Source organism: Streptomyces sp. CA-251387, from assembly GCF_050936625.1.
Lineage (GTDB): Bacteria > Actinomycetota > Actinomycetes > Streptomycetales > Streptomycetaceae > Streptomyces.
On record NZ_JBNJMJ010000001.1, the window covers coordinates 4662685 to 4677608 of the forward strand.

Consider the following 14924-nt stretch of genomic DNA (forward strand, 5'->3'; position numbering starts at 1 on the left):
GCGGCTCTGCTTCCCATTCGCGAACAGTCGAGGTCGAGAAGGCACGATAGCCCATCCGAACGTATGGCCACGGCCGCCGTCCGATCGGCAACTCCCGCCGCGCACCGCGCACTCAGCGCCCTGACGAACAGCTCCCTGGCCGTCCGCCCGTGCCGTCGCCCTGGCAACCGACTCGGACTCGGTGAAGAGGCGCCTTCCGGCGGGGAGGACGCGTTTCGTCGCGTCCCGGTTCCCGCCTCTCACTGAACGGGCACGCGCGCGTGTCACTGAACGGGCACGCGCGCGTGGCGTCGGCTCTTGTCGGAGCCGGGCCTGCGCGCGCGAGCCCGTGGCGTCAGCTGTCGCCCGTGCGGGAGCCCAGGGTGAGTTCGACCGTGTGGGACTTGCCGTCCCGTTCGTAGGTGATCGTGACCTTGTCGCCGGGCTGGTGGGTCCAGATCTCGCCGATCAGGGTGGGACCGGAGTCGATCACCCTGTCGTCGAGCTTGGTGATGACGTCGCCGGGCTTGAGGCCGGCCTTGTCGGCGGGGCCGCCCGGTTCGACCGGGTCGGCGCTGCTGGTGCCCTGGTCGACGATCTTGGCGCCGTCGGAGGTGTCCTCCGTGGAGACGGAGGCGCCGATCTTCGCGTAGACGGGCTCGCCGTTCTTGATCAGCTGCTGGGCGACGTACTTGGCCTGGTTGATCGGGATGGCGAAGCCGAGGCCGATCGAGCCGGACTGGCTGGTGCCGCCCAGGCCGTTGGCGGCGGACTGGATCGCGGAGTTGATGCCGATGACGTTGCCCTGGGCGTCGAGCAGCGGACCGCCGGAGTTGCCGGGGTTGATGGAGGCGTCCGTCTGCAGCGCGCTCATGTACGAGGCGTTGCTGCCGGTGCCGTCGCTGGAGGCCACCGGGCGGTTCTTGGCGCTGATGATGCCCGTCGTGACGGTGTTGGACAGGCCGAAGGGGGCGCCGATCGCGATCGTGGAGTCGCCGACCGCCACCTTGTCGGAGTCGCCCAGCGTCAGCGGCTTGAGGCCCGAGGGGGCGTTCTTGAGCTTGATGACCGCCACGTCGTAGCCCTGGGCGTGGCCGACGACCTCGGCGTCGTACTTCTTGCCGTTGGGGAAGGTCGCCGTGAGCTTGCCGCCGTCGACCGCGTCGGCCACCACATGGTTGTTGGTGAGGATGTGGCCCTCGGCGTCGAAGACGAAGCCGGTTCCGGTGCCGCCCTCGCCGCTGCTGCCCTCGGCCTGGATCGTGACGGTGCTGGGCAGCGCCTTGGCGGCCACCCCCGCGACGGTGCCGGGGTCGCGCTTGAACGAGCCGCCGCTGTCGGAGGCGGAGACGGTCGTCGAGGAGGTGGTGTCGTCGTTCTTGGCCAGGGTGTAGCCGAGGCCGCCGCCCAGGCCGCCCGCGACCAGCGCGGCGATGAGGACCGCCGCGAGCAGCCCGCCGCGCCCACGGCCGGACTTGGGCGCCGGCTGCTGGTACGTGGCACCCCAGCCGGAGCCCGCACCGGCACCGGCACCACCTGCGGCGGCGCCGCTGTCGGCGTACGGCGACGTGCCGGGCGGCGGCGGGGGCGGCCAGGAGGCGTCGGGGGCCGAGCCCTGGGGGGCGGGTGGCTGCGCTCCGTTCGAGGCCGCCGGAGCGGCGTACGGCGGGGTGGCGCCGTCGGAGCTCGCCGGGGTGCTGTCCGGCACCGGCGGGAGCGGAGCGGTCGGGGCGGCATCACCCTCGGGCGCCGGGCGCTCCTGGGACGCAGGAGCAGCGGGAGCATCCACCGGCACGGGGGGTGCGGACGGGGCCGGGGGTACCGCGGCGCCCTCGTTCTCGGTGCTCACAGCTTCTCTCCTCGATCCACGGCTGTTGTCTTCGGTCGCACGGTCACGCCCGTTCACGCTTGCCAGTACTTGTCGGCGGTCGGTGCGCTTCAGCTGTGCATGCCATTTATGTATGCCGTCAGCTTTTCCCACGGGCCGTCAGAGCACCATAAGCGGTCGCTGTGGGTCCACGGCCAATCTTTATATTGCTCATGTGAGACTAAACGGGCGCAATCCCAGTGCTCCCGGGACTCCTCCGGTCGCACGTCTACCCCGGTGCGGTGGCACCATGACGCGGTGACCCACGTACGGCAGCAGCAGATCCAAGTCGTCGCGCATCGCGGAGCCTCCGAAGACGCTCCCGAGCACACCCTTGCCGCGTACAAGAAGGCGATCGAGGACGGTGCGGACGCCCTCGAGTGCGATGTGCGCCTCACCGCGGACGGTCATCTCGTCTGCGTCCACGACCGGCGCGTCAACCGTACGTCCAACGGCCGCGGCGCGGTCTCGGCCCTGGAGCTCGCCGATCTCGCCGCCCTGGACTTCGGCTCCCGGAAGAACCGCGACTCGTGGAAGAACCGGAGCGAGGAGCCAGACTGGGAGTTCCGGCCGGAGGACCCCGAGGACACCTCCGTGCTCACCCTGGAGCGGCTGCTGGAGCTCGTCGCCGACGCGGGGCGGCGGGTGGAGTTGGCGATCGAGACCAAGCACCCGACGCGATGGGCGGGGCAGGTCGAGGAGCGGCTGCTGCTCCTGCTGAAGCGGTTCGGGCTGGACGCGCCCGCCTCGGCCGCCGACTCCCCGGTGCGCGTCATGAGCTTCTCGGCGCGTTCGCTGCATCGCGTGCGTGCCGCCTCGCCGACGCTGCCGACGGTCTATCTGATGCAGTTCGTCTCACCCAGGCTGCGGGACGGGCGGCTGCCCGCGGGCGTCCACATCGCCGGCCCTTCGATCCGGATCGTGCGCAATCACCCGGCGTACGTGGAGCGCCTGAAGCGGGCCGGACACCAGGTGCACGTGTGGACGGTGAACGAGCCCCAGGACGTCGACCTCTGTGTCGAGCTGGGCGTGGACGCCATCATCACCAACCGCCCGCGCGCGGTGCTGCACCAGCTCGGCCGCTGACACGCGCGCGTGCTTCCGGGCGGGTGCGCACACCCGACGCAGCGCGCACACGCGAGGCAACGGGGGCGTGCGCACGCAAACCGAAATCCCCGGAACCTCTAAAACCTCACCAACCCCTGCACAACCTATTGACCCCATAGCCCCATCGGCCTCATCCTCCACTCTCGGCCACACCGTCGAATTCCAGCCATCTCGATTACAGGGAGTGCTCCGGCGCGTTCGGTGCGTATTCGATCGTTGTGAGTGCGTCACCGGACGTTGATTGGCCGGTTTCCGGTACAGGCCAATGGGGCATCCACACCGTGGCGTGGGGCAAAGGAGGTCTCGGGGGTGGCGTTGGTGGTGGCACAGGAGGTGCCCACGTCGTCGAGCATGGCCGTACCCCATGGCCCTGCGGGCGTGGGGGAAGCGAGACACCGTATGCGCTCGCAGTTGCGCAGGGGCGGCGTGGCGGAATCGGTCATCGACGATGCCGTACTGATTCTTTCCGAGCTCTTGAGCAACGCGTGCAAACACGGCCGGCCACTGGGCGACGCACTCTCCGGAGACGGTGACGTCCGGGCCGCATGGCGCGTGGACGCGAGCGGCAGGCTCACGGTGGAGGTGACGGACGGCGGCGGGCCCACCCGCCCTGCTCCGGCCACGCCCTCGGTCACCGCACACGGCGGCCGCGGGCTGAACATCATCACCGCACTGGCCGACGACTGGGGAGTACGGGACGACGCCCGCGGGGAGGTCACGGTCTGGGTCGTGGTCCACGGCGACGTTCATGATCCGGATGCCGGGCACCGCCGCGACGACTTCGCTACGCGCGTTGCGGCGCCGGCGGTGGGTGCGATATCCGGCCTCGACTACGCGGACGCCTTCGACGACCTGGACTGAACGCACGCCTCCGCTCCCGGCACGACCGGTGGGTTGTCCACAGGCTCCCGTCGGTCATGGCCTGAACGGCTAGGCTCGCGCCCGTACAGGACGAGCCGTACCCGGGAGACACCCACGATGGCCAAGAAGCGACCCCAGACCAAGGCCAAGCGCCCGCAGATCAGCGACGGAGAGATCCCGGTTGTCGGCGCACGCGAGCCCTGCCCCTGCGGCAGCGGCCGGCGCTACAAGGCCTGTCACGGCCGGGCCGCCGCGCAGGCGGTGACCGAGCTGGTGCAGCGCCCGTTCGAGGGGCTGCCGGGCGAGTGCGACTGGGTGGCCCTGCGCGAGCTGGTTCCCGCCGCCACCGTCGAGCTGCCCCTGAAGGGCGGCCTGCCCGAGGGCGTCCCGTCCGTCACCCTCGCCACCGTCCTGCCGATGGCCTGGCCGGCCCTGCGCCGCGACGACGGCTCGGTACTGCTCGGCCTGCAGAACGACACGGCGTCGGGCGACATCAGCCGCGACCTCGCCGACACTCTCCAGCAGGCCCTCGCCGCGCAGCCCGGCACCCCGGTCCAGGGCCGCCGCGCCCCGGCCGACGGTCCCCGACTGCAGGATCTGCTCGACCCCGAAGGCGCGTTCGAGCCAGTTGTGCACGAGGGCTTCGAGTTCTGGGTCCCGGACGCGGAGAACGCCACCCCGGAGGTGGCCGCCTCCCTGGAGCGGGCCAACGCCGCGGCCATCCCGACCGTCCGGCTGACCGGCGTGGACGCCGCCTACTGGTGCCGGACGCCGGAGAAGAACCACCTGCGCTGGGTCATGCCGCACCCCGAGGAGCAGCTTCTGGACGCTCTCGCGCGGCTGCACGCGGCGGGCAGGTCGAACCTCGGCGAGGGCACCCGGCTCGTCGGTTCCTTCCGTGCTCACGGCCTCACCGTGCCGGTCTGGGACCTGCCGAGCGAGGTCGGCGCGGAGGACGTGGAGAAGCCGGCGGCCGAGTTCGCCGAGCGCCTCGCCGCGGCCCTGGCCACGGACGCTCCGCTCACCGCGGACGAGCGCCGCGCGCGTGGCGGCCTGACCAACCGGCAGGTCACGCTCAGCTGAGGCGGGCCGCGGAGATCGGGTTCGGCTGACCGACCGTTCAGCCGAACCGGCCGTCGCGGGAGGGGTGAATCCGCTCACAACTCCCATGTGGAGCAAGGGAGTCCGTGACTGGAAAGCCCGGATCGAATTTGCGAACCGCCGATCTCTTGTTACCGTTCCATTAGCCCGGTTGCTGGTGCATCCCCCGTCGCCAGCAACCGGGTCTTTCCATGTGCGCAGCCCTTTACGAAACGGCGCCACATGTCAACCGCCTGTAGACGCCCCGGAGTTGTCCGGCGAGGAGTTGCTCGCGGAACGCAGCAGCAGCGGACCGTTCCCAGCTCGCGCGGCGAATTCCGCGACCGCCGTGTAGGCGTCCAGGTTCCCCCGCGTGCGCTGGCGGGGCGTCTCGCACGTCCCCGGCTCGTCCTCGACGCCCCCGGCGCAGCGCATCTGCACCGTGCGCCCACCGGGCCCCATGAGGCTCAGCACGGAGTCGAGCGCGCCGCCGGTCGCGTTGCGGAAGTAGGTGCGCGCCCAGGTGTCCTCGCCCTGGGTGAGGACACAGGTCTGCGCTTCGATGCCCTCGGGGGAGGTGAGCTCGGGGCCGCAGCGGGCGGCGGTGGCAAGCCCGAGGCCGAGCAGCAGCGGGGAGTCGTCGGGCTCGGCGGTGGGCCCTTTGGGGTCGGCGGCGGGGGAGGGACGTACGGAAGGACGCGCGGCCTTGCGTGACGTATGGCCGAGGGCGCGTTCCTCCTCGGCCACTGGTCCTGCGGACGCCACGGCAAGCGGCAGCGCGACCGCGCCCACCACCACGCCGATGAGGGCGAACAAACGGATGTTTCCTGAGCCTGGACGGCGTGTCTCAGCGTGACGCGGCATACAGCGGAAGATAACGACCACGCGCGCGTGCGCCGTTCCGCGCACGCCGGACACCCCTACAACTCGGGCGCGCTCACACCCGTACGAGTGAGGGCCTCAACCACGGCGTCGACGACGGCCTCCACATCGGGCACCCACGGGGAGGCCGAGCCGGGCAGCGGGGCGCGCTGCCAGCTGATGGGGCCCTGGCCGGTCTCGGACGGGGGCAGGGCGAGATAGCCGCCCTCGCCGTGGAAACGGAGGGAGCCGGGGACGAAGTCCTGGGCGTAGAGCAGTTCGCCCAGCTGTTCCATGGAGTACGGCTTCACCAGGATCGCCCAGCGGGCGGGTGAGGCGACGACCGGGCCGAGGCGCATGCCCATGCGGTCGAGTGCGGTGAGGGCGTGAGCGGCCGGCAGGGCGGGCAGGCTCACCGCGCAGGGCGCCATGCCTCCGGTGGCGAGGATGATCGGGGCCGCGGGCCGGTTGGTCCACCACCAGCGCACCATGCGCTCGTCCGTGGTCGCCGCGAGGAGACCGGGATCGAAGGGGTGGGCGCCGGGAACCGTGCACTCCGGGTCGGGGCAGCCGCAGCGGGAGTGCCCCTGCGGGTGCGTCGTCACGCCCGGGAGTACGGGCCAGCGCCATTCCGTCGCGAAGGTCAGGGCCGCGCTGATCAACTCAGGCTTCCCGTCACTGCGCAGGAGCCTGCGTCGCCTTCCGAGGATCTCGCGCATGAGCGCTCGTTCCTTTCCGTTGCACCGCTGGCAACACCGTGGGCCACATCACACCATGTGTCGATCACTTCACTGTGCGTACCTGTTGGCGCATCACACCCCTGCCATGGGCAAGGGAAACCCCTATGGGCCGAGCGTGGGCTGCTTCCGCGGCAGCCTCGTCCATACTGCGTCTATCAAAAGCATGGGCGTGGCGTGGGGTGGCGAAGTCTGGCGTTTTGCTGTCGCGCGTATTTCTCTTCGCCTCCGCCACGGGAGGATGGGGCCGGTCGTCGGTGGCTAAGACGCCCGGGTCCGTCACCAGGTTCCGGGTGGTTCTCAACCACCCCTGGCCTTCACCGAGTACGTACCCATCACGACCGCTGTGACGCTCCGTGGAGCGAAACCAGTCGACCGCAATACCCCGTTCCCTGAGGCAGTTTTAAGCCAACTTTGCCTTTGCGCAAGAGGTCTGCAAGGAGTCCTCCGGTGACCCACGGACACCAGGAATCCCAGCAGGACAATGCTGGACATCCCCTCACGAGTGCGTGTACATGTGGAGACACTGCTAGCGGCGCAGAATGACATGGGGGTTTGCGATGCTTTTGAGCAATACGCACCGGTCGGAAAGCCGGACGCCATGAACGCCCCTCACCCTCCGAAAGTGGCCGGAATCGATTCAACGGTTCCTTCGCCCGCACACACTGTCGCGCCCGCGCCCGTGGCCCCGGGCGCCTCAGCGGTCCCTCCACCGAACGCACCAGGACTGCTCCTGCAGGACCGGCTCGCCGGCTGGGTCTCGGACCTCACGACACTCCACGAACTCACCGAACGCCTGGCCCGCACGCATGCACTCGCCGAAGCCCTCCAGGAGCTGCTGCGCGCCGGAGCCGCCCTCGTGGGCGCCCGGCGCGGTCTCGTCGTCCTGGAACCCGCCGACAGGCTGGGCCCGGACACGACCATCGGCCTGGGCCTCGCCCGCGCCGACCTCGGCCACATCGAGACCGTGCCGCGCAGCTCCCTGTCGTACGGCAGGATCCTCGACGGCCTCCCGGGCGGCGACGGCGAGATCGCCCAGCCCGACCTCTTCGCCGAGGACGGCCTCGACCCCCGCCACCGCGAGGTGGCCGCACGCCTCGGTTACGCCGCGAGCTACGCCCTCCCCCTGTCCACCGAGGCCGCCGGCCGCCTCGGCGCCGCCGTGTGGCTGTACGACGAGCCCGCCGAACCCACCGAACGCCAACGCCACCTCGTCGGCCTGTACACCCGCTACGCCACCGAGCACCTGGCCCGGCTCCTGGAAGTCGAGCGCACGCGCGCGTGCATGCTGACGATGGCCGAGGAACTGCTCCCCTCCCGCCTGCCCCGCATGGCCGGCGTCCAGCTCGCCGCCCGGCACCGCACCGGCCCGCGCGGGGGCGGCGACTGGTACGACGCGCTACCGCTGCCGGACGCCGCGCTCGGCCTGGCCGTCGGCTCGGTGACCGGGTCCGGTCCCAGCGCCGTCGCCGCGATGGGGCGGCTGCGGGCCAGCCTGCGGGCGTACGCCGTCATGGAGGGGGAGGACCCGGTCGCGGTCCTGTCCGACCTGGAACTGCTGCTCAGACTCACCGAGCCCGCTCGCTCCGCCACCGCCCTGTTCGCCTACTGCGAGCCCTCCCTTCGCAAGATCACGCTCGCCGGTGCCGGACATACCCCGCCGCTGCTGATCGGCGAGCGGCGCACGGAGTTCGTGGAGACCTCCGTGTCCGCACCGCTGGGCATGCTGGCCTGCTGGGAGGCGCCGAGCGTGGAGCTGACGGCGGAGGCCGGAGAGACGGTTCTGCTGTACACCGACGGCCTGCTGCACCGCACCGGCGACCCCACGGACCGGGCGTTCGCCCGGCTGCACGCGGCGGCGGCCGGGGTGCCGAGGGCCCTGCGGCACGATCCGGACGCGGTCGTCGACCATGTCCTGCGGACGGTGCTGCCGGACGGGCTGGACCGGGCGGACGGCGAGGAGGACGTGGTGCTGCTGGCGGCTCGGTTCGAGTAGGCGGCCATAACGGGTTCCGTGGTCACGGCATAGCAGCTCTCGGTGACGGTCCTTTCGACCCTGGGCTCCTCCCTGCACGTCCGTACGATGGAGGGGGTCCAGTGCCGTATCGAGGAGGATGACCGTGGCCGACGAGCTCACCCCGGAGACCCCGGAAGAGAGCGCAGAAGAGCCGATCAAGCAGCGCAAGAACGGCCTGTACCCGGGCGTGTCCGACGAGCTTGCCGAGAACATGAAGTCCGGCTGGGCCGACACGGAACTGCATGACCTGCAGCCGATCCCCCAGGCCGCCGAGACCGCCGCGCGGCGCGCCGCGCTGTCGGCGCGATTCCCGGGCGAGCGTCTGGTGATCCCCGCGGGCAACCTGAAGACACGGTCGAACGACACCGAGTACCCCTTCCGGGCGTCGGTCGAGTACGCGTACCTCACCGGCAACCAGACCGAGGACGGTGTGCTCGTCCTGGAGCCCGTCGACGGCGGTCACAAGGCGACGATCTACCTGCTGCCGCGTTCCGACCGCGAGAACGGCGAGTTCTGGCTCTCCGGCCAGGGCGAGCTGTGGGTCGGCCGCCGGCACTCGCTCACCGAGGCGGAGAAGCTGTACGGCATCCCGGCCTCCGATGTGCGCGAGCTGGCGGACAAGCTCCGCGAGGCGAGGGGTCCCGTGCGCGTCGTACGCGGCTACGACGCCGGCATCGAGGCCGCACTGACCGACAAGGTCACCGCCGAGCGGGACGAGGAGCTGCGTGTCTTCCTGTCCGAGGCCCGGCTGGTCAAGGACGACTTCGAGATCGGCGAGCTGCAGAAGGCGGTCGATTCGACCGTGCGCGGCTTCGAGGACGTGGTGAAGGTCCTCGACAAGGCCGAGGCGACCTCCGAGCGCTACATCGAGGGCACGTTCTTCCTCCGCGCGCGCGTGGAGGGCAACGACGTCGGCTACGGCTCCATCTGCGCCGCCGGTCCGCACGCCTGCACGCTGCACTGGGTGCGCAACGACGGGCCCGTGCGCTCCGGTGATCTGCTGCTGCTCGACGCGGGCGTCGAGACGCACACGTACTACACCGCCGATGTCACGCGCACGCTGCCGATCAACGGCCGGTACAGCGAGATCCAGAAGAAGATCTACGACGCCGTGTACGAGGCCCAGGAGGCCGGTATCGCGGCCGTGAAGCCGGGCGCGAAGTACCGGGACTTCCATGACGCGGCGCAGCGGGTGCTCGCCGAGAAGCTCGTCGAGTGGGGGCTTGTCGAAGGGCCCGTGGAGCGGGTCCTGGAGCTCGGGTTGCAGCGGCGGTGGACGCTGCACGGGACCGGGCACATGCTCGGCATGGACGTGCATGACTGTGCGGCCGCGCGCGTGGAGTCGTATGTCGACGGCACGCTGGAGGCGGGCATGGTGCTGACCGTGGAGCCCGGACTGTACTTCCAGGCCGATGACCTGACGGTGCCGGAGGAGTACCGGGGTATCGGTGTGCGGATCGAGGACGACATTCTGGTGACGGAGGAGGGGAACCGGAATCTGTCGGCTGCCCTTCCTCGGCGGTCGGACGAGGTCGAGTCCTGGATGGCCTCTCTGAAGGGCTGATGTCGGATTTGATGGCCGGGTACCGGAAGGGTGCCCGGCCGTCGTCGCGGTCTGCGGGTCGTGGGGGCTGGTCGCGCAGTTCCCCACGCCCCTAGGGGGTTGGGGTGGACCTGCATCTGGAAGTCGCCGCCAGCGACGGCCGTCGTGCTGGACTTGAGCGGGCCCTGCGCGATGCCGTGCGGGACGGGCGGCTCGCTCCCGGCGAGCGGCTGCCTGCCACTCGGCGGCTTGCCTCCGAGCTCGGCGTCTCGCGGAACACCGTGAAGGCGGCGTACGACCAGCTCGTCGCCGAGGGTTACCTCACCGCCCGGCAGGGGGCCGGTACACAGGTCGCTTCGCTGCCCCCGGTCGACGCCGAACCTCCGGACGCTGCCGCACGCGCGCGTGAGCCGCGTTTCGATCTGCGGCCGGGGAGTCCGGACGTGGGGGCCTTTCCGGCGGCCGCCTGGTTGCGGGCGCTGCGCAGGGCCATTGCCACGGCGCCCTCACTGGCGTACGACTACGGCGATCCGCGCGGGCGGATCGAGCTGCGGACCGCGCTGTCGGGGTACCTGGGGCGGGCGCGTGGGGTGATCGCGCCGCCGGAGCGGATCGTGATCACCTCGGGGTATGTGCAGGGGCTGGCGCTGCTCACGCGGGTGCTGGAGGGCGGCGTCGTCGCCATGGAGGACCCGGGGCTGCCGTTCCATCGGGAGGTGGTGCGGCGCAACGGGGGCGTCGTCGTGCCCGTGGGGGTCGATGAAAGAGGCGCCTGCACCGAGGAGTTGGGCGACTGCGCGGCCGTCGTCGTCACGCCCGCCCATCAGTACCCGACCGGTGTGACGCTGCACCCCGAGCGGCGGCGGGCGCTCAGTGACTGGGCACGCGCGCGTGGCGGGCTGATCGTGGAGGACGACTACGACGGGGAGTTCCGCTACGACCGCCAGCCCGTCGGCGCGTTGCAGGGGATGGCGCCGGGACAGGTCGTGTACCTGGGCACCGCCTCGAAGACGCTCGGGCCCGCACTGCGGCTCGGCTGGATGGCGCTGCCGCCGCACCTGGTCGACGCCGTCGCCGACGCCAAGCTGCACAGTGACCATCACACCGAGTCCATCGGGCAGTTGGCGCTCGCCGAGCTGATCGACAGCCACGCGTACGACCGGCATGTGCGTGCCTGTCGGCTGCGGTACCGGCGGCGCCGGGATCAGCTCCTGGATCGGCTGGGGGCGCGTCGGCGGGTGCGCGGGATCGCGGCCGGGCTGCACGCGCTGGTCGAGGTCGACGACGAGGCGCGGGTGCTGGCGCGGGCGGAGGAGGCAGGGCTCGCGGTGGGGCGTCTGGGGGAGCACTGGCATGCGCCGGGCGGCGGCGAGGGGCGGCCGCAGGGGCTGGTCGTGGGGTACGGGGCGCCTCGTGAGCGGTTGTATCCGGAGGCCTTGGCGGTGTTGCGGAAGGTGCTGGAGAGCGGCTAAGTGGGCCAGTAGAAGGAAATTGGGGCAGCAAAAGAGCCATTGATTGGGTCTGATGAAGGTTCCATTACATCCTTAGTGTCGTCGGCATGACGAACTCCCCCGTCCCGCCCGCCGGCCCACAACGCGTCCTCGCCCTCGCCCAGTTGAGCAACTCGGTCGGAGACGGCGCCTACTACACGACGTCCGCCCTCTACTTCACCCAGGTCGTCGGGCTCGCCCCCGCGCGCGTGGGGCTCGGGCTGACCGTCGGTTGGGCGGTCGGTTCGCTGGTCGGGGTTCCGCTGGGGCGGCTCGCCGATCGGCGCGGGCCGCGCGGTACGGCGGTCCTGCTGGCGCTCGCGACGGGGCTCGCGGTGGCATCCTTCACGGTCGTGCGGGGGTTCGTGCCGTTCGTGCTGGCCGCGTGCGCTTACGCCGCCGCGCAGTCCGGGCTCGCGGCGGCCCGGCAGGCGCTGCTGGCGGGGGTGGTGTCCGCCGGGGAGCGGACGGGGTTGCTGGCGCATCTGCAGTCGACGCTCAATGCCGGCCTTGCGGTGGGGGCGGGGCTCGGCGGGCTGGCGCTGCATGCCGGGACGCGGACGGCGTATCTGGCGGTGTTCGCGCTGGACGCGGTGAGTTTCCTGGTGTGCGCGGGGCTGCTGCTGCGGCTGCCCTCCGTGATGCCCGCACGGAGTCGGCGGCGGGGTGGGCTCGGCGTGCTGCGGGACCGCCCGTACACGGTGGTCGCGCTGCTCAACACCGTGCTGTTGCTGCGGCTCCCGCTGCTCAGCCTCGTCCTGCCGCTGTGGATCACCCGGCGGACCGACGCCCCGGCCTGGCTGGTCTCCGCGCTGTTCGTGCTCAACACCGGTGCGGTGATGCTGTTCCAGGTCAGGGCGGCGCGCGGCGTCACGGGACTGGCCTCCGCCACGCGCGCGGTGCGCCGTGCGGGGTGGGTGATGCTGGCCGCGTGCGTGGTGTTCGCGTGGTCGGCGGGCGCCTCCCTGTGGGTGGCCGTCGGGGTTCTGGTGGTGGGTGCGGTGCTTCAAGTGGTCGCCGAGATGGGGCAGTCGGCGGGGTCCTGGCAGCTGTCGTTCGACCTGGCGCCGGAGGGCCGTGTCGGTGAGTACCAGGGCCTGTTCGGAACCGGCGTCACGGTCGCCCGCACCCTTGGCCCGCTCCTGCTGACGGCTCTGCTGGTGGAGTGGGGGACACCGGGCTGGCTGCTGCTGGGCGGGGCGATGCTGGCCGCGTCGTACGCGATGGGACCGGCGGCGCGCGCAGCCGCAGGGGCGCGCCGGAGCCGAGAGGAGATGGGGGCTCCTGCCGCTCGAGCGAAGTCGGGAGTGGGGGGCGCGGAGGTCTGAAGGGCTGAGCGCGGTCGTGCTCTCGGTATCGGCTGAGGCGCGAGGAGAACCGTCGAGCACGCGCCGCAGGGGCGCGCCGATGCCGAGAGGAGACGGGCTCCTTCTGCTCGAGCGAAGTCGGGAGTGGGGAGCGCGGAAGTCTGAAGGGCTGAGCGCGGTCGTGCTCCCGGTATCGGCCGAGGCGGCCTGGAGACGGGGCCGGCGAGCATGCTGTGCCGGTCGCCGGGACGAGGAGGCTGTCAGGCGGCCCGCGCTCGTGCCGGTGCCGTGACGGGCAGCGCGTCCAGGAACAGTGCCCCCGCGAGCAGCCCCGCACTCCCCCGCGGGCTCCACGCGCGTGCGTGCAGGTCGGCGTCGAGGGCCGCCAGGGCCAACGCGCCCGCCTCGGTGGCCGTACGGCCCGCCTCCAGGACTCCGCGGGCGCCCGCCTGGACGTGCCGGAGACCGATCGGGCCCGCGGTGTAGAGGAGTTCGGTGTCCTGGAGGGTGGACATCACGGTGAGGAGGGCGTCCAGGCGGGCCCGGTCCTCCGTGGCGCCACGCGCGCGTGCCGTGGCGAGCGCGTCCAATGCCCGCCGTATGTGCGGGAATCCGGCCCAGGCCTCACCCCGTGCCCCGGCGGCGCCGTACTTCGCCGACACCGAGGAGCCCCGGGAGGGCCTGCGCGGGGCGCGTTTGTCGGGGTGCGCGGCGATGCGCTTGGCGGTCGCGGTGACGTCCCCTGCCCCGGCCCGGGGGTCGAGCGCGGCTGCGGCGACGAGCAGGCCGAGCGCCCACAGCGCGCCCCGGTGGCCGCCGCCCGCGAGGTGCACCGAGTGCTCGGTGCACCTTCCGATCGCGCCGAGTTCGGTACGGAGCGCGGGCGTCGGCTCGCCCGTGCGGCGGGCGGCGGCGGCCATCGCTGCGAGGCCCGGCGCGAGCGCCTTGGCCGACCAGCGCAGCATGCGGTGGTCCCGGCGGGTGACACGGGCGCCGACGTCGCGCGGGTCGGGCAGGCCCGGCTTGGGAGCCAGGGCCAGCTGGCCGGTGAGCGCGGTCACGGCGGCGTGCGCCAGCGCCTCGTCCTCGCGGCTACTCATGGCCGTACCCCCTACGAGGACGCCGAGGCCGACGGGCCGTCGCTGGGCGGGGTGCCCGTCGGCGCGTCGCTCGGCGGCGTACCGCCCTCGCCGCCACCGCCACCGCCACCGCCGCCGCTGCCCGCGCCGGTGTTCTCCGCGTCGGGGTCGACGGCGACGGTGAGGAAGCCCTTGTAGCCCTTGGACGGGTCGGCCTTCTTGACCGGCTTGAGGGTCAGCAGGCCGCTGGAGGCGCCGCCGCCGTCGTAGACCATGTCGTTGTCGAGGGTGGTGTAGCTGCCGGAGTGCTTCGAGTAGGGCTCCAGTGTGAAGATCTCCTGCGCGATCTCGTCGTCGAAGAACAGCTGGCCGGTGTAGTTGACCTTGCCGCCCTCGTAGGTGCCGTCCTCCTTCTGGCCGCCCGTGTGCACCTTGAGGTGGATGTGGCAGGTGCGCGGGGTGTACCAGCCCGGGAAGATCGTCGCGAACTTGACGACCCCGTTGGCGTTGGCGATCTGATAACCGCGGAGGTAGGTGTTGTCGTTGGCGGTCGAGCCGTCCTCGCTCTCGGCGGGCGCGGAACCGCCCGGGGTGGCCGTGGTGTAGCCCGAGTAGTAGCCCCAGGCGTCGCAGTGCCAGATCTCCACGGCCGCGCCGGGGACCGGCGTGCAGCCGTCGGTGGCGTCGACGACGGTGAGGCGCAGCGTCAGCGGGACGCCGCTCTTGCCCTCGGTGATGTCCTTTCTCACCAGGGCGTTGTCGAGGTAGTACGGACCTTCGGTGACGCTCGACATCAGCGTCATGCAGCCGGCGCTCTCCGAGGCGGTCGTGGTGGCCGTCGCCGCGGCGTCGGCCGTGGTCGTGGCGGTGTCGGCGAAGGCCGCCTGGTACCCGGCGACGGCGAGCCCGCCCGCCGCGACCGTGCCGCCGGTCACCACGATCGCGCGGCGCCGGGTGATCGACTTGTCCTTGTGGTTTCCCGTCATGGCCGGGAAA

Annotated in this window: 12 protein-coding genes; 7 read left to right on the forward strand and 5 right to left on the reverse strand. The window is 71.7% G+C overall.

The features are described 5' to 3' along the window. Window positions 1–334: 334 nt before the first annotated feature. A complete protein-coding gene (locus ACQEV2_RS20810; protein ID WP_433043440.1) occupies window positions 335–1828 on the reverse strand; it encodes a S1C family serine protease in 1494 nt (497 codons plus the stop codon). Window positions 1829–2104: 276 nt separating this feature from the next. Here ACQEV2_RS20810 and ACQEV2_RS20815 point away from each other — a divergent pair, with 276 nt between their 5' ends. The 3 genes from ACQEV2_RS20815 (at window position 2105) to ACQEV2_RS20825 (ending at window position 4897) form a co-directional block, all read left to right on the forward strand. Beyond that, complete coding sequence (locus tag ACQEV2_RS20815; RefSeq protein ID WP_433043443.1) at window positions 2105–2932, forward strand: glycerophosphodiester phosphodiesterase; 828 nt, start codon at window positions 2105–2107, stop codon at window positions 2930–2932. 243 nt (window positions 2933–3175) lie between these two features. Then, the gene (locus ACQEV2_RS20820) at window positions 3176–3814 is read left to right on the forward strand and encodes an ATP-binding protein (RefSeq protein ID WP_433043446.1); all 639 of its coding nucleotides are present in this window, start codon (window positions 3176–3178) and stop codon (window positions 3812–3814) included. 117 nt (window positions 3815–3931) lie between these two features. Then, window positions 3932–4897, forward strand: coding sequence for a DUF5926 family protein (locus ACQEV2_RS20825; protein WP_433043449.1), 966 nt, complete (start codon window positions 3932–3934; stop codon window positions 4895–4897). 243 nt (window positions 4898–5140) lie between these two features. Here ACQEV2_RS20825 and ACQEV2_RS20830 read toward each other — a convergent pair whose 3' ends face one another. Both ACQEV2_RS20830 and ACQEV2_RS20835 read right to left on the reverse strand, forming a co-directional pair. Beyond that, window positions 5141–5758 (reverse strand): hypothetical protein, encoded by a 618-nt coding sequence (locus ACQEV2_RS20830; protein WP_433043452.1) that lies wholly within the window; start codon window positions 5756–5758, stop codon window positions 5141–5143. 56 nt (window positions 5759–5814) lie between these two features. Beyond that, a complete protein-coding gene (locus ACQEV2_RS20835) occupies window positions 5815–6474 on the reverse strand; it encodes a bifunctional DNA primase/polymerase (RefSeq protein WP_433043455.1) in 660 nt (219 codons plus the stop codon). 502 nt (window positions 6475–6976) lie between these two features. Between ACQEV2_RS20835 and ACQEV2_RS20840 the strand changes: the two genes are divergently transcribed. The 4 genes from ACQEV2_RS20840 (at window position 6977) to ACQEV2_RS20855 (ending at window position 12870) form a co-directional block, all read left to right on the forward strand. Further along, window positions 6977–8488: a PP2C family protein-serine/threonine phosphatase gene (locus ACQEV2_RS20840; protein ID WP_433043458.1), complete on the forward strand. Its 1512-nt coding sequence runs from the start codon at window positions 6977–6979 to the stop codon at window positions 8486–8488. 118 nt (window positions 8489–8606) lie between these two features. Next, a complete protein-coding gene (locus tag ACQEV2_RS20845; protein WP_433043461.1) occupies window positions 8607–10073 on the forward strand; it encodes an aminopeptidase P family protein in 1467 nt (488 codons plus the stop codon). Between the two features lie 104 nt (window positions 10074–10177). Further along, on the forward strand, window positions 10178–11524 hold the full coding sequence (locus ACQEV2_RS20850; RefSeq protein WP_433043464.1) for a PLP-dependent aminotransferase family protein: 1347 nt from the start codon (window positions 10178–10180) through the stop codon (window positions 11522–11524). 86 nt (window positions 11525–11610) lie between these two features. Next, on the forward strand, window positions 11611–12870 hold the full coding sequence (locus ACQEV2_RS20855) for an MFS transporter (RefSeq protein ID WP_433043467.1): 1260 nt from the start codon (window positions 11611–11613) through the stop codon (window positions 12868–12870). Window positions 12871–13109: 239 nt separating this feature from the next. Here ACQEV2_RS20855 and ACQEV2_RS20860 read toward each other — a convergent pair whose 3' ends face one another. Next, entirely contained in the window at window positions 13110–13949 is an 840-nt protein-coding gene (locus ACQEV2_RS20860) for a triphosphoribosyl-dephospho-CoA synthase (protein ID WP_433043470.1), read from the reverse strand. 11 nt (window positions 13950–13960) lie between these two features. Then, a complete protein-coding gene (locus ACQEV2_RS20865; protein WP_433043473.1) occupies window positions 13961–14914 on the reverse strand; it encodes an intradiol ring-cleavage dioxygenase in 954 nt (317 codons plus the stop codon). Window positions 14915–14924 lie beyond the last annotated feature (10 nt).